The sequence below is a fragment of the Streptomyces sp. LMG1-1-1.1 genome (assembly GCF_040815545.1).
Lineage (GTDB): Bacteria > Actinomycetota > Actinomycetes > Streptomycetales > Streptomycetaceae > Streptomyces.
Map to the genome: position 1 here is coordinate 20,151 of NZ_JBFPNH010000034.1, position 26,703 is coordinate 46,853.

The 26,703-nt window shown below is 68.3% G+C and carries 31 protein-coding genes and 6 pseudogenes; 21 read left to right on the forward strand and 16 right to left on the reverse strand.

Annotation, left to right across the window (positions count from 1 at the left end; all coding sequences use genetic code 11):
* Nucleotides 1-116 precede the first annotated feature (116 nt).
* From MRBLMG1_RS20445 to MRBLMG1_RS20455, 3 genes and pseudogenes are all read left to right on the forward strand, one after another.
* Nucleotides 117-1,277 carry an agmatine deiminase family protein gene (locus MRBLMG1_RS20445; RefSeq protein ID WP_367825531.1) on the forward strand — a complete coding sequence of 387 codons (1,161 nt, stop codon included), beginning with the start codon at nt 117-119 and terminating at the stop codon, nt 1,275-1,277.
* A gap of 412 nt (nt 1,278-1,689) precedes the next feature.
* On the forward strand, nt 1,690-2,457 hold the full coding sequence (locus tag MRBLMG1_RS20450; protein ID WP_367825532.1) for a hypothetical protein: 768 nt from the start codon (nt 1,690-1,692) through the stop codon (nt 2,455-2,457).
* Nucleotides 2,458-3,201: 744 nt separating this feature from the next.
* Nucleotides 3,202-3,587: pseudogene (locus MRBLMG1_RS20455) on the forward strand (hypothetical protein); the annotation flags it as partial.
* A gap of 2 nt (nt 3,588-3,589) precedes the next feature.
* On the opposite strand, the gene MRBLMG1_RS20460 reads toward MRBLMG1_RS20455, so the two are convergent.
* Nucleotides 3,590-4,423, reverse strand: a complete 834-nt coding sequence (locus tag MRBLMG1_RS20460) for a hypothetical protein (RefSeq protein WP_367825533.1) — start codon at nt 4,421-4,423, stop codon at nt 3,590-3,592.
* A 353-nt stretch (nt 4,424-4,776) separates the two neighbouring features.
* Here MRBLMG1_RS20460 and MRBLMG1_RS20465 point away from each other — a divergent pair, with 353 nt between their 5' ends.
* Together MRBLMG1_RS20465 and MRBLMG1_RS20470 are read left to right on the forward strand one after the other, a co-directional pair.
* Nucleotides 4,777-5,016, forward strand: coding sequence for a hypothetical protein (locus MRBLMG1_RS20465; protein ID WP_367825534.1), 240 nt, complete (start codon nt 4,777-4,779; stop codon nt 5,014-5,016).
* On the forward strand, nt 5,016-5,390 hold the full coding sequence (locus MRBLMG1_RS20470; RefSeq protein ID WP_367825535.1) for a toxin Doc: 375 nt from the start codon (nt 5,016-5,018) through the stop codon (nt 5,388-5,390). The genes MRBLMG1_RS20465 and MRBLMG1_RS20470 overlap by 1 nt, the downstream gene beginning before the upstream one ends.
* A 161-nt stretch (nt 5,391-5,551) precedes the next feature.
* Here MRBLMG1_RS20470 and MRBLMG1_RS20475 read toward each other — a convergent pair whose 3' ends face one another.
* Both MRBLMG1_RS20475 and MRBLMG1_RS20480 read right to left on the reverse strand, forming a co-directional pair.
* Nucleotides 5,552-6,445, reverse strand: coding sequence for an AraC family transcriptional regulator (locus MRBLMG1_RS20475; RefSeq protein WP_367825536.1), 894 nt, complete (start codon nt 6,443-6,445; stop codon nt 5,552-5,554).
* 176 nt (nt 6,446-6,621) lie between these two features.
* Nucleotides 6,622-6,975, reverse strand: coding sequence for a hypothetical protein (locus MRBLMG1_RS20480; protein WP_367825537.1), 354 nt, complete (start codon nt 6,973-6,975; stop codon nt 6,622-6,624).
* A 15-nt stretch (nt 6,976-6,990) separates the two neighbouring features.
* On the opposite strand from MRBLMG1_RS20480, the pseudogene MRBLMG1_RS37340 reads away from it, so the two are divergent.
* A pseudogene (locus MRBLMG1_RS37340) lies at nt 6,991-7,186 on the forward strand (amino acid permease); the annotation flags it as partial.
* A 17-nt stretch (nt 7,187-7,203) separates the two neighbouring features.
* Here the strand turns inward: MRBLMG1_RS37340 and MRBLMG1_RS20485 are convergent.
* From MRBLMG1_RS20485 to MRBLMG1_RS20495, 3 genes are all read right to left on the reverse strand, one after another.
* On the reverse strand, nt 7,204-7,395 hold the full coding sequence (locus MRBLMG1_RS20485) for a hypothetical protein (protein WP_367825538.1): 192 nt from the start codon (nt 7,393-7,395) through the stop codon (nt 7,204-7,206).
* Nucleotides 7,396-7,551: 156 nt separating this feature from the next.
* Nucleotides 7,552-8,223 carry an IS5 family transposase gene (locus MRBLMG1_RS20490; protein ID WP_367825539.1) on the reverse strand — a complete coding sequence of 224 codons (672 nt, stop codon included), beginning with the start codon at nt 8,221-8,223 and terminating at the stop codon, nt 7,552-7,554.
* A 36-nt stretch (nt 8,224-8,259) separates the two neighbouring features.
* Nucleotides 8,260-8,427 carry a transposase gene (locus MRBLMG1_RS20495; protein WP_367825540.1) on the reverse strand — a complete coding sequence of 56 codons (168 nt, stop codon included), beginning with the start codon at nt 8,425-8,427 and terminating at the stop codon, nt 8,260-8,262.
* On the opposite strand from MRBLMG1_RS20495, the pseudogene MRBLMG1_RS20500 reads away from it, so the two are divergent.
* Nucleotides 8,418-8,974, forward strand: a pseudogene (locus tag MRBLMG1_RS20500) (hypothetical protein); the annotation flags it as partial. The gene MRBLMG1_RS20495 and the pseudogene MRBLMG1_RS20500 overlap by 10 nt on opposite strands.
* A 39-nt stretch (nt 8,975-9,013) precedes the next feature.
* Here the strand turns inward: MRBLMG1_RS20500 and MRBLMG1_RS20505 are convergent.
* Nucleotides 9,014-9,652: a GNAT family N-acetyltransferase gene (locus MRBLMG1_RS20505; RefSeq protein ID WP_367825541.1), complete on the reverse strand. Its 639-nt coding sequence runs from the start codon at nt 9,650-9,652 to the stop codon at nt 9,014-9,016.
* A gap of 199 nt (nt 9,653-9,851) precedes the next feature.
* On the opposite strand from MRBLMG1_RS20505, the gene MRBLMG1_RS20510 reads away from it, so the two are divergent.
* A complete protein-coding gene (locus MRBLMG1_RS20510; protein WP_367825542.1) occupies nt 9,852-10,556 on the forward strand; it encodes a DUF2238 domain-containing protein in 705 nt (234 codons plus the stop codon).
* A 27-nt stretch (nt 10,557-10,583) separates the two neighbouring features.
* Here the strand turns inward: MRBLMG1_RS20510 and MRBLMG1_RS20515 are convergent, their stop codons facing one another.
* The gene (locus tag MRBLMG1_RS20515; protein ID WP_367825543.1) at nt 10,584-10,766 is read right to left on the reverse strand and encodes a hypothetical protein; all 183 of its coding nucleotides are present in this window, start codon (nt 10,764-10,766) and stop codon (nt 10,584-10,586) included.
* 88 nt (nt 10,767-10,854) lie between these two features.
* Between MRBLMG1_RS20515 and MRBLMG1_RS20520 the strand changes: the two genes are divergently transcribed.
* Complete coding sequence (locus MRBLMG1_RS20520; protein WP_367825544.1) at nt 10,855-12,264, forward strand: SMI1/KNR4 family protein; 1,410 nt, start codon at nt 10,855-10,857, stop codon at nt 12,262-12,264.
* Between the two features lie 355 nt (nt 12,265-12,619).
* Here the strand turns inward: MRBLMG1_RS20520 and MRBLMG1_RS20525 are convergent, their stop codons facing one another.
* The gene (locus MRBLMG1_RS20525; protein ID WP_367825545.1) at nt 12,620-13,747 is read right to left on the reverse strand and encodes an NADH:flavin oxidoreductase; all 1,128 of its coding nucleotides are present in this window, start codon (nt 13,745-13,747) and stop codon (nt 12,620-12,622) included.
* 118 nt (nt 13,748-13,865) lie between these two features.
* Between MRBLMG1_RS20525 and MRBLMG1_RS20530 the strand changes: the two genes are divergently transcribed.
* Nucleotides 13,866-14,303 (forward strand): MarR family winged helix-turn-helix transcriptional regulator, encoded by a 438-nt coding sequence (locus MRBLMG1_RS20530; protein ID WP_367825546.1) that lies wholly within the window; start codon nt 13,866-13,868, stop codon nt 14,301-14,303.
* Nucleotides 14,304-14,407: 104 nt separating this feature from the next.
* On the opposite strand, the gene MRBLMG1_RS20535 is transcribed toward MRBLMG1_RS20530, so the two are convergent.
* The 3 genes from MRBLMG1_RS20535 to MRBLMG1_RS20545 form a co-directional block, all read right to left on the reverse strand.
* Entirely contained in the window at nt 14,408-15,205 is a 798-nt protein-coding gene (locus MRBLMG1_RS20535) for a hypothetical protein (protein WP_367825547.1), read from the reverse strand.
* A 237-nt stretch (nt 15,206-15,442) separates the two neighbouring features.
* A complete protein-coding gene (locus tag MRBLMG1_RS20540; RefSeq protein WP_367825548.1) occupies nt 15,443-15,796 on the reverse strand; it encodes a hypothetical protein in 354 nt (117 codons plus the stop codon).
* 98 nt (nt 15,797-15,894) lie between these two features.
* Nucleotides 15,895-16,275: an FKBP-type peptidyl-prolyl cis-trans isomerase gene (locus tag MRBLMG1_RS20545; RefSeq protein WP_367825549.1), complete on the reverse strand. Its 381-nt coding sequence runs from the start codon at nt 16,273-16,275 to the stop codon at nt 15,895-15,897.
* 413 nt (nt 16,276-16,688) lie between these two features.
* Here MRBLMG1_RS20545 and MRBLMG1_RS20550 point away from each other — a divergent pair, with 413 nt between their 5' ends.
* The 6 genes and pseudogenes from MRBLMG1_RS20550 to MRBLMG1_RS20575 all read left to right on the forward strand — a co-directional run bounded on the left by MRBLMG1_RS20550 (nt 16,689) and on the right by MRBLMG1_RS20575 (nt 20,281).
* Nucleotides 16,689-16,985 (forward strand): hypothetical protein, encoded by a 297-nt coding sequence (locus MRBLMG1_RS20550; protein ID WP_367825550.1) that lies wholly within the window; start codon nt 16,689-16,691, stop codon nt 16,983-16,985.
* A 476-nt stretch (nt 16,986-17,461) separates the two neighbouring features.
* On the forward strand, nt 17,462-18,238 hold the full coding sequence (locus MRBLMG1_RS20555) for a transposase family protein (RefSeq protein WP_367825551.1): 777 nt from the start codon (nt 17,462-17,464) through the stop codon (nt 18,236-18,238).
* 39 nt (nt 18,239-18,277) lie between these two features.
* A complete protein-coding gene (locus MRBLMG1_RS20560) occupies nt 18,278-18,670 on the forward strand; it encodes a hypothetical protein (protein ID WP_367825552.1) in 393 nt (130 codons plus the stop codon).
* A gap of 262 nt (nt 18,671-18,932) precedes the next feature.
* A complete protein-coding gene (locus tag MRBLMG1_RS20565) occupies nt 18,933-19,487 on the forward strand; it encodes a hypothetical protein (protein ID WP_367825611.1) in 555 nt (184 codons plus the stop codon).
* Between the two features lie 39 nt (nt 19,488-19,526).
* Nucleotides 19,527-19,730, forward strand: a pseudogene (locus MRBLMG1_RS37345) (IS5/IS1182 family transposase); the annotation flags it as partial.
* Nucleotides 19,731-19,930: 200 nt separating this feature from the next.
* Nucleotides 19,931-20,281 (forward strand): hypothetical protein, encoded by a 351-nt coding sequence (locus MRBLMG1_RS20575; RefSeq protein ID WP_367825553.1) that lies wholly within the window; start codon nt 19,931-19,933, stop codon nt 20,279-20,281.
* On the opposite strand, the pseudogene MRBLMG1_RS20580 reads toward MRBLMG1_RS20575, so the two are convergent.
* Nucleotides 20,241-20,806 (reverse strand): annotated as a pseudogene (locus MRBLMG1_RS20580) (transposase); the annotation flags it as partial. The gene MRBLMG1_RS20575 and the pseudogene MRBLMG1_RS20580 sit on opposite strands and share 41 nt — an antisense overlap.
* A gap of 124 nt (nt 20,807-20,930) precedes the next feature.
* Here MRBLMG1_RS20580 and MRBLMG1_RS20585 point away from each other — a divergent pair.
* Complete coding sequence (locus MRBLMG1_RS20585) at nt 20,931-21,752, forward strand: class I SAM-dependent methyltransferase (RefSeq protein ID WP_367825554.1); 822 nt, start codon at nt 20,931-20,933, stop codon at nt 21,750-21,752.
* A 633-nt stretch (nt 21,753-22,385) separates the two neighbouring features.
* Here MRBLMG1_RS20585 and MRBLMG1_RS20590 read toward each other — a convergent pair.
* Nucleotides 22,386-22,553 carry a hypothetical protein gene (locus MRBLMG1_RS20590; protein WP_367825555.1) on the reverse strand — a complete coding sequence of 56 codons (168 nt, stop codon included), beginning with the start codon at nt 22,551-22,553 and terminating at the stop codon, nt 22,386-22,388.
* A 349-nt stretch (nt 22,554-22,902) separates the two neighbouring features.
* The gene (locus tag MRBLMG1_RS20595; RefSeq protein ID WP_367825556.1) at nt 22,903-23,478 is read right to left on the reverse strand and encodes a TetR/AcrR family transcriptional regulator; all 576 of its coding nucleotides are present in this window, start codon (nt 23,476-23,478) and stop codon (nt 22,903-22,905) included.
* Between MRBLMG1_RS20595 and MRBLMG1_RS20600 the strand changes: the two genes are divergently transcribed.
* From MRBLMG1_RS20600 to MRBLMG1_RS20610, 3 genes are all read left to right on the forward strand, one after another.
* Complete coding sequence (locus MRBLMG1_RS20600) at nt 23,461-23,697, forward strand: hypothetical protein (RefSeq protein ID WP_367825557.1); 237 nt, start codon at nt 23,461-23,463, stop codon at nt 23,695-23,697. The genes MRBLMG1_RS20595 and MRBLMG1_RS20600 overlap by 18 nt on opposite strands.
* Complete coding sequence (locus tag MRBLMG1_RS20605) at nt 23,613-23,903, forward strand: hypothetical protein (RefSeq protein ID WP_367825614.1); 291 nt, start codon at nt 23,613-23,615, stop codon at nt 23,901-23,903. Before MRBLMG1_RS20600 ends, MRBLMG1_RS20605 begins: the two co-directional genes overlap by 85 nt.
* A gap of 169 nt (nt 23,904-24,072) precedes the next feature.
* Nucleotides 24,073-24,450, forward strand: coding sequence for a nuclear transport factor 2 family protein (locus MRBLMG1_RS20610; RefSeq protein ID WP_367825558.1), 378 nt, complete (start codon nt 24,073-24,075; stop codon nt 24,448-24,450).
* Nucleotides 24,451-24,459: 9 nt separating this feature from the next.
* On the opposite strand, the pseudogene MRBLMG1_RS20615 reads toward MRBLMG1_RS20610, so the two are convergent.
* Nucleotides 24,460-25,286 (reverse strand): annotated as a pseudogene (locus tag MRBLMG1_RS20615) (IS630 family transposase); the annotation flags it as partial.
* 181 nt (nt 25,287-25,467) lie between these two features.
* Between MRBLMG1_RS20615 and MRBLMG1_RS20620 the strand changes: the two are divergent.
* Nucleotides 25,468-26,685, forward strand: coding sequence for an alpha/beta hydrolase family protein (locus MRBLMG1_RS20620; RefSeq protein WP_367825559.1), 1,218 nt, complete (start codon nt 25,468-25,470; stop codon nt 26,683-26,685).
* The last annotated feature ends 18 nt before the right edge of the window (nt 26,686-26,703 follow it).

The following is a 26,703-nucleotide window of genomic DNA, read 5'->3' on the forward strand; positions in this document are numbered from 1 at the left end:
AGAAGTATCCGGACGCTCACCGCTTCAGGACATGTCTTGACTGAATTTTCGGTTAACGCAAGTATGTGCGGCGCACCACGCCACGCCACCTCCCCACCCCCTCCAGGGAGCGTTCCATGAACATGCCTGAAACCTCCAGGCGCAACCTGCTCAAGTTCGGCGCCGCAGCCGTCCCCGCCCTGGCGCTCGGCTGCCTCCTCCCCGGCACCGCGCGTGCCGCCACCAGCCCCACCGGGGTGCAGCTGCGGATGCCGGCCGAGGACGGCAAGCACGTACGCACCTTCATGGCCTGGCCCGCGCTGTCAGCGGTCTGGGGCAACGGCCTGTCCGGTGTCCGCAACGACATCGCCGAGGTGGCCTACCAGATCTCCCGGTACGAACCCGTGGTCATGCTGGCCCGCGCCGGGCAGGCGGCCGGCGCCCGGTACGCCTGCGGCAACGGCGCGTACTACAGCATCACCGTCCTGGAGATCGCCAACGACGACCTGTGGATCCGTGACTTCGGCCCGACGTTCCTCACCGGTCCCGGCGTGGTAGCCGGCCTCGACACCAACTTCAACGGCTGGGGCAAGACGGGCACCACCTACTACCAGCCCTTCGCCAACGACGCCGCCGTGGCCGCGACGCTGCTCGACTACTACGGCGTCGACCGCGTACAAGCATCCTTCGTCGGCGAGGGCGGCTCGCTCGAGGTCGACGGCGAGGGCACCCTTCTCGCCACCGTCAGCTCCCTGGTCAACCCCAACCGCAACCCGGGGAAGTCCCAGGCCCAGGTCGAGCAGGACCTCAAGTCGTCCGTCGGCGTCGACAAGGTCATCTGGGTACCCGGCCTGGCCGGCCAGGACATCACCGACTGCCACATCGACTGCCTCGCCCGCTTCATCGCACCCGGCAAGGTCATGCTGGACAAGCCCGGCCCCGGCGTCAGCGCCCAGTGGCGCGCCGTGTACGACGAGACCAAGCGGATCCTGCAAAGCGCCACCGACGCCAAGGGCCGCCCGCTCACCATCACCGAGCTCCCCGGCCCCGACCGCAATCGGATTCGCGGCACGGGCAACGACTTCCTCTCCAGCTACACCAACTACTACACCGCCAACGGCGCCGTCTTCGTGCCCCAGTTCGGTGACAGCGTCTCCGACGGCGTGGCCTACACCGTGCTCCAGGGCGCCTACCCGACCCGCGACATCGTCCAGATCAACATCGACAACATCGCCAGCGGCGGTGGCGGCATCCACTGCGCCACCCAGTCCCAGCCGGTGGTGCCGCCGGCCGCCTGACCAGGCCATTCCATCACGGGCGGAGTGGCGGGCCGCCGCCGGCACTCCGTCCTCCCGGCTACCGCGTTGCGTACACGGCAACTTGAGTCTGCCGCCGCCAAGCCACGTGAGCCCGCTCGGGCCAGGATCGGTTACCTGAGGTGTGCGGTGTGCGCAGGCAGTTCCACTGCCTTGGCTGAAGTTTCAGTCAAGACATTCGGGTGGCACGCAACACCTCAGAGACCTCCAGACGAAACAGGCGCGAGCTGGGTGCCTTGGCCCAGCCCGAGGAGTACGCGGCGGCATGTCGATCAGCTCGTGAGCGGCTAGGCACCCCACCTCCGTCTACGGTCTGGGCATGGGCACATCTGAGGACCCGGACAGCCGGATCAGCTCCAGGATCCACCGGTTCACGAAGGAGAACCTGCTGGTCGTGACGGTGCTCTTCTTGTCCAGCATCGTCACCGCGGTCAGCACCCTGGGAACCGCGTACGGCGTGCTGATCAAGCCCTGGCAGGACTGGCGCCCCGCGGAGTACCGGATACTGCGGGAACTCCGCGGCGGCCACACTCTCGAACGCTTCACCGAGAAACTCGGTACCGCCTCGTACCGGGAACCCCTCGAAGTCCCGGACGCGCCGAGCGGCGGGACGTACACCAAGTACGTGTTCCGCCCCCGGGAGGACTACCGGGTCGAAGTCGTCGCCGACCAGCATGGCGACACGAAGGTCTACACGGTGACCTCGTGCCGGCCCGACTTCCGCCCCACCTTCGAGCGCGTGACGGCTCCGGGCACGACGCTCAAGGTCACACTCGGCGCATCACGGCTGAGCGACGCGGACACCGGCATCAAGGTGTGGATCACCCGGGCGGGCAAGCTTCAGGGCGTCGCCTACCAATCACAGGACACCCTGGAAGAGGGCGGCTTCCGGGAATACGCGTGGGGCGCCAACGACGTCTGCCCGATCTCGTCGCCCGCAGAGGCGGCCGAGACCAAAGGCCTGTGGCAATCCTGGGAGAGTTGGCACCAGTCGCAACGCCGCGACGAGTGGTTCGTCGTCACAGCGGAGCACCCGGACGCGCGGGCCCGGGAACTGATGGGTCGGTCAGCCGTCAACGTATACGTCGAAACGGCTCAGAACGAACCCCTTGCTTGGTACTACAAAGGCCAGTTGGGTGTAACCCGAGTCTTCGCGGACTGACGGAAGCGCCGGCTGCGCTCGGCCGAGTTACGGCGAGGCCGGCGACGGCCGCTCGGTGGAGGTCTGCTCCTGTTCCCTGGGGGCAGGCAGCCCGGCTCATGTTCCAGACGCCGTGTAGGAGACGGTCCTGACCGTGCACCGTGCTGCCCGCTCACAGGCGACGGCAGGTGTACGGGCGCGCCTGAACCCTTCCCGTGGGGAGCCGGGAAGGGGCCGGCGCGGCCCCGCCCGCCCGGCGGCAGGTGGGACCAGCATGCGATCCCTCTCCGGGACTGGCCTGTCTGCGAGGACCGCGTACCGACACACTGCCACCGGCCTCCCGTGCGCAACAGGGTCGTGCACGAAAAGAACCATCGACATATGCGCCTGCCCCGCATGCAGGCGGAACACCCCCGTTGTGCGCCATGATGGCGGCCATGGATACGCACACGTCTGACTGGGTGACTCTCTTCTCATTCGAGAACGTCGCCGGCTGCCCGAGGCCCGGTCGGCTGATGTCGGTTTGACTGCGTGACAGGGGGATCGACTGGTACCCCTTCGCCGAGCAGGACGTTCGGATCGACCACATGTGCGGGATGCGCTCCGACGGTCACTGGCACGGCACGATAGCCGTCAGCGTGCGCGCGAACGTCTTGCGACGACTCGGCCTCCACCCCGAGCAGCGGACATCGGCGCCGGCCGACCCGTTGCCACCCACGTGGTGGGGTCCATGGGCGCGGTGAGTGGCGTTTTCGCTCCGTAAGGCGATCGGGAGATCGGGCGAGCGGGAGCAGCGCCGCCGTACGCACCTTGGCCCAGGGCCCCAAACTGCTTGCCATCACGGGGTTCGGCACCGCGGCCTACCGCGGCGCGGGTGACTGCGCCGGACGAGTCATGGAAGTCGTCGAACACGTCCCCCCGGACCAAGGCCCCCTCCGGCTGAACGACACGTACGAGCGCGACGAAGCCGGCCAAGCCGCCTATCTGAGCGGACTGCTGGAGATGGTCAAGGCCGAGGGCGTGACGGCGCGTTCGTGTTCTTCTTCGCCTGCCCGCCTGCCCGCCTGCCCGCCTGCCCGCCTGCCCGCCTGCCCGCCTGCCCGCACCGCCCGGACGGCGACCCCAGAGATGACTTGGACCGGGCGGGCCTGCCTCAGGCGGGGTAGGTGATCGAGCCCAGAGGCGGGCAGCGGGTGAGCTGGGTGTCGGCGCCGGGGCGCTCGACGAAGGCCCGGGCGTGGGCGGCGCGTTGGCGCTGGGAGTCCAGTGCGTCGGCGTGCCAGGCATCGCGCGTCGCGCGGGTGTAGTCCCAGGAGTCGTCGATGAGGCTGAGGCTGGTATTGCCTGAGCTGCGCTGGAACTCCATCTTCAGGGCGGCCTGTTGGAACGCGGTCTGGGTCGCGGCGAGATCGATGCGGGAGATCAGGAGGCCGAGCGTGTTCGGCTCGCGGGTCGGCATGGGGGCCTGCGGGAGCAGCGACACCCCGGTGTCGAGGCGGCCGAGGTTGTCGAGGGTCGCTTGCTGGGATTCCTGCACCGTGAGTTGTATCTCCTGGTGCAACCAGAAGAGCTCGTCGAGGTCTGCCGCGGTGATGCGCATCCGCTGGTAGAGAGCTTGGAAGCGGGGATCGCTGTGCAGCGGCCGTATGAAGGCGGAGTGGAGCGCCACGCAGTCGTTGAAACCGCCGGTCACCGCGGCGTCGAGATGGAAGATCGCCTGGTTGACGTCTCTGCGCGCGATGGCCAGAGCGCCGAGACTCGAGTGGCCCGCGGCGGCCAGCCACGCGCCCTCGGGACCGAGCGCCGTCGCGCGCGCGACGACGTCACGGAAGGCCGTGGCGGTGTCCATACGCTGACGGGCACCGAGGAACTCGCGCGGCGAGAAGGAAATGTCCTGCCCGGGCACCATGGCGTCGGGCCCATGGGTCAGGATCGCGACGGCCAGTTCGTGCACGCGCGTTGCCAGTGAGTTGACGGTGTCGACCATGGATCTCCTCGGACCTCAGTGGTGCGGAGCGTACGGATGTTGAGTCTGTGTCAGCCCCCATGGGGATGACAACCTTCCGCATCGCGCCTCCCACCTGCCCTCGGCCGTGCGACGGCCTCGCCGGCCCCCCCGCCCGGCAGCGCGCCCGCATCGGGGACGGGGTACCGGCGTCGCGGGTGCGTCCCGTGATCTGATCCCGGAGCGCTCTGCGAGGCGTACGACCGGACCCTGGCGTAGTCGACCGGACTCGCCGTCACGGATGCCTACCCGTCACGGATGCCTACCACATCACAGGTACGTACCCGCCCCAGGTACCTACCCGTCTAAGGTACCTACTAGGTGCCATCGACCGTATGCCGTCCTTGAACGTCACCTTCACCGACGAGGAGCTGGAGGAGGTCCGCGCCGCTGCGGCCGCTGAAGGCAAGTCCCTCAAGCAGTACGTCCATGACCTGTCGCTGCGCGAGCGTCGGCGCCGCCAGTTCGTCCGGTACGCGGTTTCTTGGGGCGAGGCGCACCGGAACGAGTTCGACGACGCGTTCCCCGACGAGGCCCCGCCCGCTTCCGGTGACCGCGGGGCGGACGCTGCCTGATGATTCTGCACATCGACGTCTCCTGGCTCTTGGACGTCCAGGAGCAGGCCGTTCTGGAAGACGTCAGCGTCGCCGACTACTCCGCACTCGTCGCCGCCGTCGCCCGCCACAAGACCCGCATCCCACGCCCGGCCACCGCCGAGCCCGACCCGGCCTGGCGAGCCGCCGCCCTCCTGCACACCCTCATCAGGCTGCAGCCGCTGCCTCACCGCAACAGCCTCTACGCCTGCCAGGTCACCGCCGCCTACATGCAGGCCTCGGGCGAGGGCATCGACCCGCCGTACGGTGCCATGGTCGAGCTCGTCCGCGACATCCAGGCCGGCAAGGCACACGTATACGAGGCCGCCGACCGCATCCGGACCTGGCGACTCTGACCTCGGACGACATCGAGCCAGCCCGCTTACCCCGAGGCTCCATGCGGCGCACGCGAGTGCGGACAGCCCGTCCTGGACTGCCCGCAGGCCGGACTACGCCAACATCCGAAGGGGTCGTGGCATCGCCGTCCGTCCGGAAAGCGATGCCACGGCCCCTCCCTTCACGCCCCGGCGCTCCCACTGACGCGCTCGACCGGGATCCACAGCTGGGAGTCCGTGTCCTCACCGATGTCCACCGGCTGCGTCCGCAGCAGCTCCGGACCCGGACGGCTCGCGTACGGGTTCGAGGGGAACCACTGAGTGAACACGTCCCGCCACAACTCCTGGAGGGCGCTCGGATAGGGGCCGTGGTTGTCGAAGACCGCCCACGTGCCGGCCGGCACGTCGAGAGCGTCGAGTTCCTCCGCGGCCGCCTCGGGGCCGGTGACCACTCCGATCCAGTAGTCCACCTCCGCGCCCTCCTCGCGGCTGTCGGTCAGGTGCGTCACCGCCGACAGGACACCCTTCGGCTCACCGTCGGCCAGCTCCTTCATCCGCACGATCGCCTGCGCGTCCAGGCTCTCCACATGTGCCGCGGCGGCCGCATTGACCCCCTCGTGCACGAGGGGGACCCGCGCCTTCCTGCCGACGACGCGAAACGCCTCCTTCTCGACGATCCGGTACCGCATGGTCGTACTCCCTTCGACGACGACACGGAAGGACATGCGCGGCTGCGCCGTAAGCGTCGCACCCGTGCGCCGGGCCTCGCCCGGCCCGATGCCGTGCACCGACCGGAACGCCCGGGCGAACGCCTCGCCCGACCCGTACCCGTACCGCACGGCCACATCGAGCAGCGTCCGCTCCCCGCCCAGCACCTCGGCCCCGGCCAACGTCATGCGCCGACGCCGCACGTACACGGAGAGCGGCATCCCGGCGAGCGCCGAGAACAGGCGCCGGAAGTGGTACTCCGACGTCATCGCGATCCGGGCCACCTCGGCGACCTCGACCTCCCGACCGTCCTCTGCGGCGAGACACCGCTCGACATGGTCGAGCGCCTGGTTGAGCTGCTCCAGCACGGTTCCGCGTCCTTCCTTCTGATGCCTCCACCGTAGGAACCCCCACCCTCCCAGGACCCGACGATCCGTGCCCGGAACGATCGGGTACCCGACCGCGTCAAGCCCGCCGAGGGAAGGGCCGGCGTCAGTGCGCGTCCGGTACGGGCACACGCATCCCGCCCCTGACCAATGACCGTCTACGCCAGCGGCTCCACGCGGCCGAGCACTTCCGCGAGCGGTGCACCGGTCCGCGCGGCCGCGATGCGGCGGGCGCGCAGCTGAGCACGGGTGCGGGGGCGGAACTTCGGTTCCCGCCCGCAGCCACAAGACTCGAAGCCCTCGTAGCGCAGCCCGGCACCGAGCACCGCGGCGACCACCGACCACGCCTTCCGATTGCTCCGGCGGGGCGCCGCGAAGTCATGGCCGGCACACAACATCGGCACGGCACAGCGCGGGCAGATCTGCTTGGTGCCGGGATGCCGTTTGAAACTGACCCGGCACGACACACATGCGTAGTGCAGCTTGTAGTGGACGAACGCGTAGGTGCACATGGGCCCGACCGTACCGTCCCCACGGCCGTCTTCATCGGCGCGATCCTGGTGCTGATAGTCGCCTGACTCTCGCGCGGCGCACCCGTCTCCACCGAGGCCTCAGCCGGGCACGCTTCCGCCCTGGCGGACGACGCCACCACTGTCGGCGCGTTGCTCCCGCTGAAGGAAGTTCGCTTCGGGTTGCTCGGCGCGCACCGGTGTCCAGGGCCTGTGGTGAAAGTGGCGTCGTCAGTCGCCGTTGAAGACGAGATACCGGTGGGCCTTGCGCTCGACTTGAGCGGTCAGCGCAAGGATCTTGTGCATCGCCTCGGCTTCTTCGGCGGCTGAGCCGTTCGCCAAGGCCCGGAGTTCCGGGATGAGGACTCTGAGCTGCGATCGGTTGAACACGGTGTCGTCGCAGGGATCGACGTATCCGAGCATGGGCAGGTTCTGGCTCGCCGCCCGTCTGCACAGGTCAGCGATGCATGGATGTACGTACGTGGTCGACCGCGCCTGTGAATGTCCGCACCTGAACGCTGATCCCCATGGGGGCACGCTACTGCTCGACAGTTGGTGCCACCGAAGCATTTACAGAGGTCAGAGCCATTCGTTGATGGCTGTGATCAGCACGGTCGCTTCGTAGCGGACGGCGAGTTTGTCGTACCGCGAGGCGACGGCCCGGTGGTGATTGAGCCGGTTGATCCCGCACTCGACCGCGTGCCGCTGCTTGTAGTCGTCCTTGTCGAACGTCGGCGGCCGCCCGCCACGCGATCCACGCTTGAGGCGGTTGCGGACCCGGTCCGCCGGAACCGGGATGGTGGCCTTGCTCCCGCGTCTGCGCAGGTAGAAGCGATTACGGCGGGAGCCGAACGCCTTGTCGGCCCGGACTCGGTCCGGGCGCTTGCGTGACTTACCGAGACCCAGTCGAGGAACCCGGATGGTTTCCAGGACCGGCTCGAACTGCGGGGAGTCGCCCCGCTGCCCGGCCGTGATCACGACGGACAGGGGCTTCTGCCCCTGCTCGACCGCGCGGTGGATCTTGCTGGTCAGCCCGCCGCGGGAGCGTCCGAGGCCGTGGTCGGTCGGCTCGACGAAGATCCCGCCGGGCGGTTCCTTCCGGAGATCCCCTCTTTCGCCGCTGTGGCGGCGTGCTGATGGGCCCGGCAGACGATGGAGCCGACGTTCACGTCCCAGGTGATCAGACCCTTCGCGTCGACCTCGGCCTGGAGTTGGGTCGGGATGCGGGTCCAGGTGCCGACCCGCTGCCAATGCCGGAACAGGTCATAGACTCGGTCCCACGGCCCATTATCGCTCGGGCACATCCCGCCAGGGAGCACCGGTCCGGGTCCGCCACCGTGTGCCGTCTATCAGCCGCCGCCGCGTCCACACCTGCGGCCGACCCGGCTTGACGCCTCGCGGCAGCAGCGACTCAAGCCGGGCCCACTGGCCGTTCGTCAGATCCCCACGCCCCACAGCTCTACATCGTCCAGTTCGCCACCATGGAGCTTGTGGCCTTGTCCGCGAACACCTCGTTCGGCGGCCTGCCCGTCCTGCTGAAGCTGCCCGCCCGCGACGACTACGTCCCGCACGTGTTCGGCCTCAAGGCCGACCGGCACGTGCACCGGCACGGGGTGGTCTGGCTGGCCGTGGTGTCGGCGGCGCTGCTGGATCGGCGAAAAAAACGCCTGGGTATCGGTCGGATCCCCGAGCCTCCGCACCGCGAGTGCTCGCTCGTCTTCGTGCCGGTCTCCTCGCTCACCCGCCTCACCAGCGAGGCGAGGCCCCCACCGCCGCCGTCTCCCTCGGCGACAAGGTCCGCGCCGTCACCGTCTGCCACCCGGACGTCGAGGACCTGGCGGTCGGCGAGGCCCTGGTGCGCGGCTGGGCCCTGTGGCACCCCGGTGTATCCCTCGTCCGGCTCCCCTCCGCCCGGCGCTCGCTAGGCCGGCCGGTCACCGCGTACGTACGCGCATGGCGCGACACCGAAGCCACCACGCGGTTCACCGTGCTCGTTGGCGAGGCTGTCGCTGGCATCGATTTGGACGGCTACGAGGCGCCTTCAGCGGCCTGTCGGCCTTTCGGGGGCCGTGGGCCGGCCCAGATACCAGACGGGTCCCGGGTCCGGGACGGGCAAGTGCTGGAAATCCAGCCGGTCGTAGAACGCGCGTGCCGCCGTGTTCGTACGGACCATGCACAGGTGCACAGCGGGAACGCCGTGTTCGTGCAACGCCGTGAGCAGCGTGTTCATCAAGGAACGGCCGAATCCGCGGCCTTGCCACCCGGGCAGCAGATCGATGTGCAGGTGCGCGGGGTACGGGGCGAGCTCGTCGAGGATCATGCGTTCGGGTGTGTGCAGGAGCCCCGCCATCACGGCGGCCGCGTCGTCGGAGGCCGGGTCGGGCGCCGGGAAGCGCTCCGCGACCAGGGGTAGCCACTCGGTACGGAACCGCTGCGCGAAGTCGGCGGTGTCGGGTGCGCCGAGGACATAGCCGACGGCGCTGCCGGCTCCGTCGTCCAGTACGAAGGCGAAGTCCGGCTCCAGCTGCACGTACGGGTAGGCGAAGATCGTCGGCATCAGTTCCGGATTCGGGTAGATCGCGGAGGAGTCCTTGCCCTCGTGGGCCGTCTTCACGCAGATCTCGGCGAGTTCGGCACGGTCGGAGCTGCGGTAGCGGCGGACGAACGGTTCAGTCTGCATGTCCGGGGACGATCCCACACTGGGAGCGCTCCCGCACCACTTTTTCATGGCCGGAGAAGGAGGCTGGGCCGCCTTGCCGGACAGCACCAGCCGAGCCCCAACCAGGTACTTACATAAGGCGATTGAGTACGCGCACTCATGCTGGGACTGCGCCGTGGCCCGAGGATCGGGAAAACACCCCAGACACGAGGAGTCAGCGATGTCCGCCATCCGCCCGACCGCCAGTCCCTCGTCGGACGCGCAGCCGACACCCTGGTTCGAGGAGTCGATCCCAGGGTTCGCCCAGCCGGCCGCCGGTCGCCGACTGCCGGCCGTCCTCGCGCTCGCCGTCGTCGTGGCGCTCGTCGTGTCGGCGATCGGCGCGGCCGACCCGACCACCTGGCTGCTGGAGACGGTGTGGGTGATGCTGGGCCTGCCGTTGGTGGTGCTGCTGCGAAAGCGGTTCCCACTGAGCGGGCTGCTGTGCGGCCTGTTGGCCGTGCACGCGATGGTCCTCATCGTGGGTGGGCACTACACGTACGCGGAGGTGCCGGCCGGCGACTGGGTGCGTGACTGGTGGGGTCTGGAGCGCAACCCGTACGACCGTTTCGGTCACCTGATGCAGGGCTTCGTTCCGGCGATCCTGGTACGGGAACTCCTCGTCCGCACCTCACCGTTGCGCGGCAGCCGCTGGCTCGCACCCCTGACCGTCTGCGCCTGCCTCGCCTTCAGCGCCGTCTTCGAGATGTTGGAGTGGCTGGCGGCCGTCACGGGAGGTCAGGCTGCGGACGCGTTCCTGGCCACCCAGGGCGACGTGTGGGACACCCAGTGGGACATGTTCTGCGCTCTGATCGGAGCGGTCTGCTCCCTGCTTCTTCTCAGCCGCCTGCATGATCGGGCTCTCGCGCGTCAGCTCGGCGGCTGAGCAGGCGCAGGAGCGGGAGGGGTCGGTTCACCTGTCGACGAAAGCGCGCGTCCGTCCTGGCCACGCCGACGCCGACGCCGACGCTGACGCCGATGAGATGATGACGCCGACGCCGATGACGCCGATGACGCCGATGACGCCGATGACGCCGATGACGCCGATGACTCCAATGACTCCGGCGACGCCGGCGATCGGGCGGGCGGTGCCCACTCGCATGGTCGTGCTCAGGGTGATGCTCCCCTCGGGGGCGCGCGGCCGGCCGCCTCCTGTTGTCAGCGGCTCCGCGTACGGTCTGCGCATGGTTGATCAACAGAGGACCCCCGCGGCATCGATAGACGACTTCGCGACCTGGGAGCCGGTGCTGGGACTGCTGCTGGCCGAGCAGCGGCGGAGGCACCCGGACGGGCCCGTCCGGGTGGTGGGGCAGATCGGTCGGGGAAGCTGGAGTCTGGATCTGAGGCGACGGATGCCACCGCCCGGCAGGGCCGCTCAAGTCGAGGACATGCAAGAGGAGTTCGACGCGGTGGAGAGGGTGCAGAGCGCGCTCGCGGATGCCGGAGTCGACCAGGTCTCGTTCTCGGCGAACATCCAGCCGAACGGGAAGACCGTGTTGCGTCTGCTGGGGCCAAGCCCTGCCGTGGAACCCGGGCTCGGAACCCCGCACCCGGGGGCGCTCATCCTGGTCGACGGGGCCCTCCCCCAACCGTGGCGCCGTCTGCCCGAGCCGGCCCGCGACGCGGTGGCGGCGCCTTCGGCGGACAGGGAACTGCTGGAGCGGACGCTGCGTGAGCGCTTGCCGGACGCCATCGGTGCGACGGAGGAGGAGATCGCCGCCGCCGAGGCCCGCCTCGGCGTCGTACTCCCCGACGAGCTCAAGGCGCTCTACCGGGTGACCCGGGCACGATGGGACGACCTGGGCGACGACTACGAGGCCGCGCAACGCGCGTATGAAGCGGTCGGCTGCGAACTCCTCGACCTCGACGGCCTGTACGTCGCCGACGCGTCGTCCCGCCCCTGCCGCTGGGAGTTCGCGGCAATGGAGGCGGTCGAAACCCCTCCGCATTCCGAGGTGCAGGGACTCGTCGGCTCACCCGGCTGGATCGCCTTCGGCGACAACGGCGGCGGAGACCGGCTGGCCGTCGACCTGACACCCGGCCCCCGTGGGTACAAGGGGCAGATCGTCATGCTCTCCCACGAAGAGAACGCCGGTGCCGAACTCGTCGCCGACTCCCTCACCGACCTTGTTCTGGGCCGGCTCAGCACGGAGCGGCGCCGCAGGGCGCAGGGGGAGCAGCCCTCCGCCGTGGCCCGTGTCAACGTCGCGAGCTTGAAGAGCGTCCAGGCCGCCGCCCACCCCGGCTTGGAGGTCTTGTCCATCGGCTACTGGGACGGCGCCCCGTTCAGCCTCGCCCCCGTCACCGGGCTGCCCCGTCTACGTACCCTCACCGCCTACCCCGGCACGCTGACCGACCCCCTTGAGATCGCCAAGCTCACCGAGCTGGAGTTCCTGGAGCTCGGCCCGGCAGACTGGCGCGCCCTCCTGGACGCCGGAGCCGTACCGCGCAGCCTGTCGGCCGCGGCCATCGCGGCACTCCGCGACCACGACCCCTTGCCCATCGTGGCCATGGCGAACGAGATCCTCGCCCTCTGGGGCCGGCCTCAGATCATCCAGACCGTGCTCGACGGGGACCTCGCCCCGCTGGCGTAGCCGGTGTGGCAGGCGACGCATCGAGAAGGACGGACGGCACGCGCGGCCGCGGGTGGTCGACCGCAGGCCAGTCGGCTGCGGGCGTCTCGTGGGTGCGGGCAGCGGTGAGGAGTACGGGGAGAAGGAGGGCGCTCCCGGGGTTGCGCAGGCGCGCCCACTTGGGGAACCGCCTGCGCGCCGCTCACACCGGCGAGCCCCTCACGCCTGCCTCTCCCCCTGGAGGGCATCCCGCCACCCGGTGACGCGAAACGCCAAATGCCAAACTTCAAACGCGAAACGCGAAACGCGAAACGCGAAACGCGAAACGCGAAACGGTTCGCCGACTCCGCCGGCGAACCGTCACGGGAGCCCGAGGCTAGCTCAGCGTCTGCACCGCGGCCGCGTCGTACGGCTTGAGCTCGTCGGTCCGCCCCGCGAGGACCTTCGCTGCCCACTCCGGGTCCTGCAGCAGCGCGCGGCCGACGGCGACCATGTCGAACTCGTCGCGCTCGAGGCGGTCGAGGAGCTCGTCGATGCCCTGAACGGGGGCGCCCTTGCCCGCGAAAGCGTGGAGGAAGTCGCCGTCGAGGCCGACCGAGCCGACGGTGATGGTGGGCTTGCCGGTGAGCTTCTTGGTCCAGCCCGCCAGGTTCAGGTCCGAGCCGTCGAACTCGGGTATCCAGTGGCGGCGGGTCGAGGCGTGGAAGGCGTCGACGCCGGCCGCGGCGAGCGGCGCGAGGATCGCGTCCAGCTCCTCGGGAGTCTCGGCGAGCCGCGCGTCGTACGCGTCCTGCTTCCACTGCGAGTAGCGGAAGATCACCGGGAAGTCGGCCGAGACGGTCTCGCGGACTGCGGTCACGATCTCGGCCGCGAACTTCGTACGCGCCACGGGGTCGCCGCCGTAGGCGTCGGTACGGCGGTTCGTCCCGGCCCACAGGAACTGGTCGAGGAGGTAGCCGTGGGCGCCGTGCAGCTCGATGCCGTCGAAGCCGATGCGCTCGGCGGCCGCGGCGGCCTCGGCGAAGGCGCCGATGACGTCGTCCAGGTCGCTCTGCGTCATCGCCTTGCCCGTGCCCTCGGTGCCGTCGGGGCGGATGCCGGAGGGGCCCATGGCCGGGGCGTCCGCGTACGGCGCCTGGCCCTGCTTGCGCACCATGCCGATGTGCCACAGCTGCGGCACGATGGTGCCGCCCGCCGCGTGCACGTCCTCGGCGACCTTCGCCCATCCCGCGAGCTGCTCCTCGCCGTGGAACCGCGGCACTCGGTCGCTCTGCCCGGCCGAGTCGTGGCCGACGTACGTCCCCTCGGTGACGATCAGGCCCACGCCGGCAGCGGCACGGCGGGCGTAGTACGACCGCACGTCCTCGCCGGGGATACCGCCGGGGGAGAACATGCGCGTCATGGGCGCCATGACGATGCGGTTCGGGACGGTCAGTCCGTTCAGCGCGACCGGCCGGGAAAGGATCTCGGCCGCGCGGGAGGCGGGGGACGCGGTGGCGGTCACAGGGACGCTCCTCATGGCTATTACTTGACAACCTTGATGCTTGAGAACTTCATGCAACGAGACGACGGTAAAGGTCGTTACTTGAGGTAGTCAAGTATCTCCGGGTAGAGTGACCCTCATGACAGAAGCTCCCCGCGTCGAAACGGCCCAGCTCATGGAGCTGCTCTCGGTGTCGCTCGGCGTCTACTACGGTGACTTCACCGTCGCGGCGGCGAGCGAAAACCTCACGGCGAGCCAAGGCAAGGCCCTCACCGTGCTCCGCCGAGGCCCCGCAGCCATGCGCGCCCTCGCCGAGACCATGACCTGCGACGCCTCCAACATGACCGGGATCATCGACCGGCTGGAGAAGCGCGGCCTCGTACGCCGCGAGCCCGACCCCTCCGACCGGCGCGTCAAGAACGTCATCCTCACCCCCGAGGGCGAGTGCGTCACCGACGCCATCCGCGCGAAGATGCGCACCACGCACGAGGGCCTGGACAGACTCGACGACGAGGACCGCAGCTCCCTGCACAACCTCCTCGAACGCGTCTTCGCCCCAGTTCCCCCCGCCTCCTGACCCCGGCGAGCCGGCCTTGCCCCTCCGGCTCTGGCCGCCGTGCGTTCCCTCGATGACTTCCGGACGCCGCGACTCCTGGATACGTCAAGGCATTCGCGGCCCCGTCACCCGTTCAGGCGGTAGCTCATGAACCAGTGAGTCTCGAAATAGCGGGCCATGGTGAACGGGTGGTCCGGCTCAGTGAGGATGCGACATACGAACTCCGCCGTCGAGCAGCTGAAGGGGACGAGCTCGCCGTCGAAAGTCTGCACGGCGACGCACCAGCGGTCGGGGTCTCCGTCGTCGATCCGCCAGCAGTACAGGTCCTCGTGCTCGGTCCCCGCCCAGACGAGCAAGCCGTCCTCCTTGAGATCGGTCCACGGTTCCTGGTTCAGACCGAGGTACGCGTCGAACGAGCCCTCCCCGAACGTCTCCACCATGCGCTTGTAGTCGCTCGGAAGCCGCATGCCCACACGCGCCTCGACCTTGCCCCAATCGATGCCCGGGCGTTGCGGCGGCAGCGTGTGGCCGGTGATACCGACAAGCCGCTCAACCCAATCCTCGTCCTGGACACTCCCCGCCGTCGGCGGCACCCGTACCGGCCTCGGCACGGTCGCCAGCACCGGGAGCAGATCCCCCTGCGCATCCTCTGCCGTCCCCGCGCCGATCCACTGCCCTCCATAGGCCCACGCCACTACCGTCTCGCCCCGGCCTTCGAGAACAGTGAGAAGACCCCCGCCACGAGCCTCGTCCACATTCGGTTCCGTGAGCCCGTCCCGGACGAGTGCCAGTGGCACCCCATGGCGGTCGGCCAGCTTCTCGACGAGCGCCTGCGGGTCCACGTCCCATGACAGGTACAGCACACCGCTCGGCTCGGTCAGCCGGGCCAGCAGGTCGTTGAGCATCGGTTGCGTGATCTCCATGGAGTACAGGAAAGCGCACTCCACTGACAAGGCCCCGGGATCCCCCGCTGACTTCAGCTCCCTGGCGGTGCCGGCGCCCCCACAGCGCCCCGCCCGGCTTTCGGAAGCGCGCCGGAGGGGCGCGGATGAACTCCGCGGATGAACTCGGCGGCTGAACTGCAACCCTCCCAGTCGCAAGTTCCTCGCTCGACACCAGGCGGCCCCTACCGGCCGGCCCGACGGGGCCTGGCCCCTGCCTCAACGGAACTCGTGGACCACCTGGATCGCACCGACGATGTGCGCATTGAATTCGTCAAGATCCTCGGCCGGAACCCAGAGTTCGAGGATTGTCCGCCCGCCCGCTTGTTGGACGGGATACCGGCTCAGAAACTCCCAGTCGACCTCAAAGCGAGTGACGAAGCCTGCGCCATCGTGCTTCACGTTCCAATCCCGCGCGATCCTGATCGCATAGTCCTCATTGAGGACCGGGTAGAAGATCGGCTGCTCGGGCAGTCGGGGCGGCCATGCGCGCCAATTCAGGTCCCGAACCAGATCCAGCTCCTTGGGGCCGGTGGGGCGCCACAGGGTCGTCGTTGCTCGCTGGCTGGTCATGTCTGGCGCTTTCGGTAAGTGGGCCGCTGGTACGGCGGGGCCGGAGATCGGACGATACCGGCACCACACACTCGGCATCTACGCAGTTTCCGCGCCTGTCAGACTGCGACGGAGAGCAGGTCCACCACGAAAACGAGGGTCGAGCCCGCCGGGATCAACGGTGAGGGCGACTCCTTGCCGTAGCCGAGTCGCGGGGGAATGATGATCTCGCGCCGACCGCCGACCTTCATGCCCCTCACCCCGCGGTCCCAGCCCTTGATGACCCTGCCACCGCCGACGGCGAACTTGAACGGCTGGCCCCGGTCCCAGGAAGCGTCGAATTCCCTTCCGGACTCGAAGGTGACCCCGACGTAGTGAACCTGGACAACCCTGCCCGGCTTAGCCTCAAGGCCGTCCCCGACGACGAGGTCACGGAATTTCAGCTCGGTGGGAGCGTCACCCTCGGGAAGGACAATCTCGGGCTTCGTCAGTTCACCCATTGCAGCCTCATTCACTCTCCCGCCGGAGGTCCTCGAACGGACCAGCCAGGCGCATGGTCATGGTCACTCCCTTCAGTAGATCATCATGCCGCGGGAAGTGTTGATGCCCCAGGGGCTTGGCGTGACCGGGCGCGCTGCACCAGCGGCTTGCTGCGCCCGCCGTACTCGGTGACGGCGAGCGAGGCCGCCCGTCGTTGGCGGCCGGCGCTGCGCCGCCCCGCGGCGCCGCACCCGCACGTTTCGAGCGGGCGTTCATGTAGGCAAATTTTGACGCGCTCCCGGCCCGCATTGCTGACCGCGAGCCGCACCGCCGACGCGCGGCCTAACGACGAGAATCTCCGGCCGCGTGTAATAGGATCCGCCGCTAGCATCACTCGATCGATCGCTGTTCACCCAATCGATTAGGAGGCCCGATGATCGGCGTACTCGTGACTTTCACGCAGACCGACAAGGTCGATCGTTCAAGTCTCGCAAAGATCGCCGACGAACTCCGCGTACCCTTCGAAGGTATGGCCGGCCTTCGCTTCAAGAGCTTCATGCTCGACGAAGACGGCTTTCAGGCAAAGAACTTCTACGTGTGGGATGACGAGGAGAAGAGCCGCTCCTTCTTCACGGAGGAGCTCGTCGACAAGGTGACGGGGATTTATGGCGCCCCGCCCAAAATTGAATACCTCGAAATCGTGGGATTCGTCGACAACTCTGGCACCTGACCTCAAGGAAACCACCCGAGCCCTCCTACCGTACCTATCGCTCCTCTACGTCGAGGCCCGGCGGGTCGCGGTGGCGGTGCTCGCCGGCGACGGCACGAAGTTCGAGACCTCGGCCTCCAACCACGGAGTGATGTGCGATGGGCGCCGCCTCGGCGGCGCCCCGAAGTCGTACACCCGCAACGACAACCAGGCCCAACAGCTCTGCTTCCCCCCACGACCGACGGCTACAGCCGCATCGGGCTCCGCAACGCCCCACAACAGGTCCTCGACGTCACCGACCGATGGGTATTGCTGGACGGCGGCGACGAGGGTGGGTTGTGCATCCGAGGCTGGGAGTTCGGTCCTGCCACCCTTGCGGCGATATACGGAGCGCATTCCAACCTGGCATCCGTGATGGTCAGTTGGGCTGACAGCGCGATGATGCCCCTGGTAGATGAGTTTTCGGCCAAGAGAACCGTCTCCACCAGAGGTTTCACATGCTCGTCTACCCGTCGGGGATCGACGTGTCGAGTTCCGCTCTGCGCTTCCTGTCCGCTTGGCTGCGTGCCCATCGCCGCCAGCGTGGCACCCGCTGGCGACGGCTGACCACGGGCCGCCAGGCCCTGTTGGCCCTGGCCCACCTACGGTGCGGGCACACCTATGCCCAACTTGCGGCCGGCTTCGGCGTCGGCGCCACCATCGCCTACCGGTACATCGCCGAGGCCGTCGAGGTCCTGGCCGCGCTCGCCCCGGACCTGGCGAGTGCGGTCAAGGCCGTATCCCGCAAGGCGTTCGTGATCCTGCACGGGACACTGTTGGCGATCGACCGGATCGCCGCCGACCGCCCGTTCCATTCCGGGAAGCACAAGAAGCACGGCGTGAACGTGCAGGTCCTCGCCGACCCGTTCGGCCGCCTGCTGTGGGCCTCGCCCGCTCTGCCTGGCGCCGTCCACGACATCAAGGCGGCCCGCAGCCACGGCATCATCGATGCCCTTACCAACGTCGGCCTGGCCTGCTGGGCCGACAAGAGCTACCAGGGCGCCGGCGGCACCGTCCGGGTGCCCTTCCGCGGCCGGTGGGAGCGGCTGTCCACAGGTCAGCAAGCCGCCAACATCGCCCACGCGCGCATCCGGGCCCTGGGCGAGCAGGCCATGGCCACCCTGAAGCCCTGGCGCCTGCTACGCAAACTCCGCTGCAGCACCAATCGCATCACCAGACTCGTCCAGGCCATCCTCACCCTGCACCTGAACTGCACAAACTGGGGTAGGCCGTAGTCCTTCACCACGCCTCGACCGAGGATAGATAAAGACTCCATGAGTCTCGACATCTTCGTGTGCCGGTTCGAGAACGGTGAGCCGACGCCGTTGGACATGAGTGCTGCGCACGAGGTCCTCGCCCCCTACGTGGTGGCACGGGACCCCCGGACGAACTTCCTGCAGGTGCGTACGGCGGAGGGGGAGGAGGCGGATGTGTTCTTCTCCAGCCCGGACAACATCACCTTCAACCGCTTTGGAGGCGGCGGAATCATGGACCTCCTGGCCGTCCTGCTGCGCCGGCTGGACGCCGTGCTCGTCGTCCCGGGCGGACCAACCATGATTCAGCGGGACGAGGAGCGCGACCTTCTGCCTGCCGCTCTCAGGGAAGAGTGGCCCGTCGTCGTGGCCCACACCGGCGCGGAGATTGATCGGACGATCCGTGCTTCCTGAACAAACGGACGAGGGACCCATCCCTGGTGCGGGCCACCGGGAACGGCCTCGTGAAGACCGCGCTGTCCTTCACCACGCCTCGACCTGAGGTTGGAAAGTCCCACGGACTCAGTCCGGTGAACAAGCCATCCAGGACGGCTCCGATGTAGTGATCACAGCCACCGGCCTTGTGATCGCTGCTCTGGCCTGCCCCAACGTCGAGATGATCTCTGCAGCTACGCTTCTCGGGGCAGTCGACAGCGAGCAAGACCGGGGGGGAATCGTGAACCGACCACTGCTGTTCCTCGACGTGGACGGCCCGCTCAACCCTTACGCGGCCAAGCCGGAAAGACGTCCCGAGGGCTACGCGACACTCAGAGTGCCCCGGGTCGGCGGGGCTGATGAGGAGGGTAGAGGCCTCTTGTCTCGCCGGCGCCACCTGCGAGTCTGGCTCAACCCGGAGCACGGACAATGCCTGCTTCGACTTGGCTTTGAGCTTTGCTGGGCCACCACATGGATGGATGACGCCAACCGGTGGATCGCGCCGGTGCTCGGTCTTCCTGAACTTCCGGTTGTCGACTTCGGCGATGCCTTGCTCCAAGAGCGACCTGACGGAGTCCACTGGAAGACCGGTCCGCTGGTGGACTACGCCAACGGCCGCCCTTTCGCCTGGGTGGATGACGAACAGAGCGAGCTGGATCAGGCATACGTGACCGCCCACCATCGAGGGGCCGGACTCCTTCACCACGTCAACCCGCGGTTCGGCCTTCGGGAGAGCGACTTCCGCACGCTCGCCGACTTCGCCCGATCCCTGGACACTCCACGAACCACCGGGTGAGCGCGATCTCGACTCTTCGGGTGGCGTGGCCAGCTCGGAATCACCCACCGCATCGCCCGTAAGGGCTTCGAGTCCCCGCATCGCAGCGGCTGGGCCGTCGCCGGCGGACCATCGCACGCACCCACGGCCTGGCTCGCCGGCTTCCGACACCTCCACCGACGCTACGAACGCAAAGCCGACAGGTTCCTCGCCTTCACCAGCATCGCCTGCACCCTCGTCTGCTACCGCAGACTCACTTCCTGAGCCGCCGGCCCGCTATCGAACGAACGGATTCGCTTTACGAACCCTCGGTAGGTAGCCCCCGCAACGAAGCTCACGCGCCAAATGAGATGACTTCGAATTGTGATCGGCCCTTCAGCCCGCCGCGAACGGCGCACGACGATCATGGGCTGATGAGCAGATATACAGAAGTCATCGTTCTGGCGCGAAGGGCTGAGGAGGTCATGGAACCTCTCACCCGCCCCGACGAGGGCCGGGACTGGTATCAGTGCTTCGCGCGTGTGGACGACGGCGTGTTCGGAGGGCTACACACGCCGTCCGACGAGTGTTACGTGTGGGTTGTCCAGTTCATCCGGCACAACTGGCGCGGGTTGCTGAGTCACCTGGAATCTCTGGCCTGGCCGGATCCGTACTCCGTTCAAGTCCTCGTTCGCGATGAGGACGACGATTGCTTCGGCCTGTGGATGATCTACGACGGCAAACTGGTCGAGGTACCGCTGCCGCGCACCGAACGAGAGCCGTTCTCGGCATCCGTTACCGGGGTGCTCTCTCGGACTGACCGTCACGTCGGCTAGCGCCGCTTCCGGCAACGCTCGCCCTGTTCACGAGCTTGCTGAGGCGTTCGTCCGCGGTGTGATTGGTCTGCCAGGTGATGTAGTGGCGGATCATCCTGCCCTGAGCTTTGTGGGTGGGGTGGTCGGTGTCGTCGAGGGCGAAGTAGCGCAGGCGATGAACTGGGCCTCGATCCCGTTGAGCCAGGAGCTGTTGGTTGGGGTGTAGGCGATCTCCACGTTGTTTGCCGCCGCCCACGTCCCGACCAACTGGCAACACCTCGTGGTCAGGTGCGGGGAGTACTTGTCACAGACGATTGCGACCCTCACCTCAGCCGGGGGAGGGAGCGCAGGTCGCGGCAGAACTCCACAAACCTAGGTCGCCCGCCTTCGGGGCCTGGGATCGCGGTGGCGTTCCTTGTGCCGACCGCCTCTTTCGGCCCACTGCCGACGGGGGCGGGGCTGAGGGTCGAGCGGCCCGAACTCGTCCATGAAGAAGACAACTTCGGGTTCGCCCTCTTCGGGTATGACCTCGCCGTCGGCGATCGCAACCGCCTGCCCTCGTCGTCATTGATCTCCCGGACCTGCATGCGTTCAGCCACGCGAACCATTCTGGCCGTCCCTTTCCGGACGAAGGGCAGTCGTGGGGTGGCCTGCGTCGTAGGTTGGGCAAGTGACTACTACTGCAGCGCAGGAAACATTTCTGCAGGCATTCCATGCCGAGCACCCGGCGGTGACCGCAGAAGCGTTCGGCCGCGGCCGCGCTCCAGACGGCCGGTCCAGCTATGAGCTCTTGTGCGATCAAGTGGCTGGACGCAGGCGCGTGCTGGACCTCGGCTGCGGCGATGGCCTACTGCTTGAGTTCCTGGCCCGAGGGGACGGACGTCAACTCGCGGGGCTGGACTTGTCTCCGCACTCCCTGGCGCTGGCACGACGCCGACCGGCACTCGCCGGGGCGTGGCTGGAGGAGGGTCGAGCTCAGGCACTTCCCTTCGCCGACGACAGCTTCGACGCGTGCGTTTCTCACCTGGCGCTGATGCTGATGGGTGAGATCGAACAAGTCGCGGCCGAGATCGCCCGAGTCCTGTCTCCCGGAGGGGTTCTGGCATGCGTCGTGGGAGGCGGAGCCGTCGGCGGCGAGGCATATGACCGGTTCATCACCCTGCTGCGGAGCACGATGGAGGAGGTCCCCGCCTCACAGCGCATTCCGCCGCTGGGTGACAGAAGGACACGCAGTCGCGACGGACTCGATGAGGTTCTCACCCCAGCAGGCTTCGCCGCGGTGGACTGGGAGAGTGTTCCGATCGATTTGAGCGGTCCGGTGGAACAGGTATGGGCTGCTGTCTCCAGCCTCTACGACCTTGGCCCGCTCGATGGGAGGACCGTGGAACGCCTGCGTACTGCATTCTTCTCCGACGTGTGCGATATGACGACACCTGAGGGGGTCGTCCCTTGCGCCTTCAACGTCCACATCGCAACAGCACGGCTGCGCTAGCTTCCCCGGCCGTAGCGCTCTTGAGGACGTGGGGGGAAGGGGACCGGAGGTGCTCGACTTCGACCTTGAGACCAGTTCTATGAGTCCGCCGGCCCTCAGCTTCTCTCGGCGCAGCAACAAGGCAGCACATCACCACAGGGCGAACGTTGCCTGATCCGGCACTAGCTGTGCTGGAGGTTGTCTTCGGCCCGTCACGCCTGCATCAGCGGCGGGCGGTCGGCCCCGCTCCAAACAAGGTGAAATCTTGCTGGTCGAGCCTTCCCGGGAACGGCCGAGGGCCGGGCCGCTGAGCCCCCGTACCGGAGCCCGCGCGTTGCCTCGGAGCGCAGATGACGGGGCGTGCGGTCAGTCGGAAATCCCGAGGGCGCAGGATGATGGCTCAGCCGCTGCTGACCAGTGGCAAGTTGCGCCACCCCATGTCGCCCGCGTGCGGGCCTCCGACGTCTCCTGAGCTTCGGACGGGGGCCGAGGTGCGCTTCGATGACATCGGCGACGCCCATCGGCGAGTCCGCCGCCTCACGGATCCCAGGGGGCCTGCACAGGCTGGGGTCTGAGTACCTGTGGGCGCGTTGCAGGAACCCTTCGGCGACCTGTCGCCGGAGAACCTCCCCCCAGAGTTGTGAGGACGTGGGCTCAACCTCGGCTGGGGGCCCTGATGTGGGACACCGCGGCAGCGACGAGCGCTGCACCGATCAGGGTGAACAACGTGTTGACCGGCACCGAATCAAACGGGTCTGCCAGCGTCAGCCCGAAGAGGGCAAGCGCAGCACCGATCTCGACCGTCACAAGTACCTTGCTCATGTTCTCTCCCTCCGGGCGGGGGCCGATGATCAGGCCCCTGACCTCAGTACGTCAGTGTGATCAAAGCATGCGTTTCCGCCGGCGCACGTCCTTTTGGCACTGTCCGTAGTCACAGAAGGCGTTGGTGTACGGCCCTGAAGGTGCCAAGGCGCGTCCGGCAGGGCGGCGCGGCTGCTCAGGTGCGCGGGCCAGCGCTGTGGAGGAGGGGGTCGAGATGCGGGCGGCGAGGCTGTCAGCGACGTGTCGCTCGTGTCGTTGTGCAGCGATTCCCCGATGAGTGCGTAATAGATCCGGCGGACCCAGCCGAGGTCGGCGGACTTGTCGATGAGGTTGTCGTCCTGGGCGCGCTTCAGTACGGCGATGCGGCGGCGGGCGACGTCCTGCTGGAGGGGGGCGACCTCGCTTCCCGGGTCCTCCGGCAGTCCCACGCCCACGCGTCCTTGAGCTGGAGGACGTTGGCTGTGAGGCGTTGCATTGCCACCAGCGGTGGTGCGATGTCGGGCCTGCCGTCGTCCACGGCCTGGGCTAGCTGGCGGGCGGCGGACGTCGCCAGTGCTTCGACCAGTGCCTGCCGATGCGTGAACCGCCGGTGGATCGTCGTCCGGGACACCCTCGCGGCCGCGGCGATCTGTTCCGTGGACGCGCCGGGCGCTCGGCGAGCACGCGCTCCGCCCAACGGGGTCCAAGCCCACGTGCTGGTGCAGGACCTCGCTCGACCGGACGCGGCCGGACGCACTGCCGACGACCTCGCCGCCAGCGGCTTGCATGTCGGTCTCCTGGTCAACAACGCGGGCGTCGGTACGTGCGGCCGCTTCGAGGAGGTATCCGGGGTCCGTGACCACGAGACGAGCAGCTGATGGTGAACGTCGTCGCGCTCGTCGACCTCACCCACGAGCTGCTCCCCGGCATGCTGGAGCGAGGCCACGGCTTGGTCGTCAAGGTCGCATCCAACGCCGCTTTCCAGCCCTCCCCGTACTTCGACTTCTACGGCGCGGCCAAGTCCTTCGTCCTGAACGTGGCCTCGCACTGCCCCAGGAGTACCGGCTACGCGGCATCCGCGTGCACACCGTGTGCCCCGGACCGGTGGAGAGCGCCCTCTTCGAGGTCATCGGAACTCGCAACGCAGCCGTCACCGGCTCGATGAGCACCCCAGGGCTCGTCGTCCGCGCCGCTCCCCGCGCGCTCGACCGTGACCGTGGTTACGTCGCCCCCGGACTCGGCAACGCCTTGGCCGCGCACCTGACACCCCGCCGGCCGCGCACCATGGTCGCTGCGATCGCCGAACGCGTCATCCGCAAGGTCCTGGCCTCGGAGGCCGCCGGTCAGATGCCGCGCGCATACGTCGCATGAGTGTCTCCCTCGCTTCCTTCGGTGAGGACCGGTGATGCTGCTCGTCGGCACGTCGACCGCTGTATCCGTCACCATCTCCGACGACTTGTGCTGTGACCGGGATGGTTCACCGTGACCGGAAGGCGGCTCGGGGGACGAGCGCACGCGAAACGGCTGGTATTACTGGGGCATGCAGGAAGAGACCGCACGCTCCGCGATCGACACGTTCATCTCCGCGTTCAACGCCTCGGACGACAGCTATGTGACTGCCCTGCTCTCCCAGGCCCTGACCTCAGACGTGGTCTTCTGGGGACCGTTGGGTCGCAGCGAAGGAATCGCGGCGGTCGAGCGGTTCGTGCTGGACATCCGGCGCCACCCGGCGGGGACCGGCACGATGGTGCGCTGCTCAGCGGTGGACATGCCTGACGAATGGGCCCGGTACCAGTGGGTCTTCACCACGCCTGATGGAGGCCCCTGCCTGGCGGGAACGGACATCGTCCATCTGCGGCGGAGCCTCATCGACCAGGTCATCGTCTTCGCGGGGGAGATCGAGCCGTCCGCCTCCTGAGCGATCCTTCTCCTTCGCCCAGCGGCGGATGTCCGCACCGGTGTGGGCGGAGAAGTTGTCCAGGATGATGTAGATCGGGGCGCCGTCGGGTCGGGCGGCGCCGATCGACTTGAGCGCGGCCAGGGTGTTGGCGGCGCCCTTGCGGCGGCGGTTGACGCCCCACAGGCGGTCGTCGCCCACGGAGTAGCAGCCGTGGAAGTAGGTGACGCCTTGGGTGCGGCGGTAGGTCGCCGGTAGCCGGCTTGGCTCGCCTTGTGTCGCCCAGCAGGAGCCTGCCGTGGGCCGGATCCCCAGGGGCCCGAACTCGTCGAAGGCGAAGACCCGGTCCGGGAGGCGTTCCAGCACCTGTTCGATCCGGTCGAGCTTGGCGTCGCGATCAGGGTCGGGGGACTCCTTCCAGGTCTTGGTGCGCTGGAAGGTGATGCCGCGGCGCCGGAGCAGGCACCGTAAGGCTTGCCGGCCGATGCGGATGACATGTCCGTGCCCTTTCCGCAGGTAGGCGGCGAGTCTGCGGATCGACCAGTGGGTCAAGCGCTGGCCGAGCTTGGTGGGGCGGGTGGTGGCGGCCGACCGCATGACGAAGTCTTTGCCGTCACGACTGAGTAGGCGGGGACGGCCTCCCGCCCACTGAGGGGCCAGGCAGGTCAGGCCGATTTCGTTGAAGCGGTGGACACATCGCGTACGGCGTCCTCGTCGGCCTGGACCAGCTGGGCGATCACCGGCACCCGGTTCCCTCCGGCCGAGGCGAGCAGCGTCATCGCGCGCCGGTAGCACACCGAGTTGATGCGGCCCCGGCGTACGGTCTGCTGCAGCTTCTGCCCCTCCTGGTCGGTCAGTCTGCGTACGCGGTCAGGCTCAGCCGCATCTACCCAGGGCTGTAAGCCCGTGGGTTGATGCCTGGGTGTGTGATCAAACCGCGGGCTGATGCCGTATCAGAGGGGCACGTGACAGCGTTGCTTTGTGCCCACGGACTCGCCGTCGCGGCACGATTGACGAGACGTCACAGGGGGAGAGACCTTGAACAACACGCTGTTCAGCAGCCGGAAGGGCATGACGCGCCGCCGCGTATTGGGAGTCGCGCTGGCCGCCGGCAGCGCCGTGCCGCTCGGCGTCGGCGCCGCCCCCGCGTGGGCTGAGGACCCGGGGACGCCCGCTCCGAGGCGGCTCGCGCTGCCTGTGCCCACCGGGCCGTACGCAGTGGGTACGGTCTCGCTGCGCCTCGTCGACCGGTCGCGTCCGGACGGCATCGCGGGACCCGGGTACTTCCGGGAGATGATGGCCACCGTCTGGTACCCGGCCCGGGACGTCGAGCGGTACCCGGTGGCACCCTGGATGCCGGCCGGGGCGCTGCAGGCGTTCCTTGCTGACGTGGGGTTCGGCTCCCTGGTGCCCCTGGCGCCGCTCACCTCGGGCCACGTGGGTGCACCCGTTCGGCGGTTGGGCCGACGGCTGCCCGTCGTCGTGTTCTCGCACGGTGCGCACAGCCACCAGGGCGACCACACCATCGTGGTTCAGGAGCTCGCCAGCCACGGATACGCGGTGGTGACGGTGGCTCACCCATACGACACGTACACCGACTTCCCCGATGGCCGGGTCGCTGTCCCGCTCCGCGACAGGGATGCGCCGACGCTGCCCGGGGACTTCGCCGCGGATCTGCGCTTCGTACTCGACTGCGTCGAGCAGCTGGCCGCCGGATGCAATCCGGACGCGGACGGGCGGGAACTGCCGGTTGGGCTGCGCGGGTCCCTCGACCCGCGGCGCATGGGCGCGTTCGGTTGGTCGAAAGGCGGGACGGCGACCGCATGCGCCATGCTCGCGGACGAGCGAGTCCGGGCCGGGCTGAGCCTCGACGGCCCGATGCAGATGAACCCACCTCTGGCCGGGGACTTGGACCGGCCGTTCATGATGATCTCCGCCGAGTTCACCCGGGACGCGGCCCCTGCGGCCGCCGCGTTCTGGTCGCACCTGCGGGGCTGGCGGCTGAACATCCAGGCCCAGGGCGCCGCCCACGTCTCCTACGGCGACAACGAGGCGCTCTTCCCCCAGGTGGCGAAGCTGTTCGGATGGAGCGGGCAGCAGCTCCAGGACGTGATCGGCACCCTCGACCCCGACGAGGCGGTGAAAATCCAACAGGCTTACCCGCTCGCGTTCTTCGATGAGCACCTGCGCCACCATCGGGGGCACCTGCTCGACGGGCCGTCCCCGGCCTTCCCGGCAGTGACATTCCTTCCGTGAGTACCCGCGAGCGTGCCG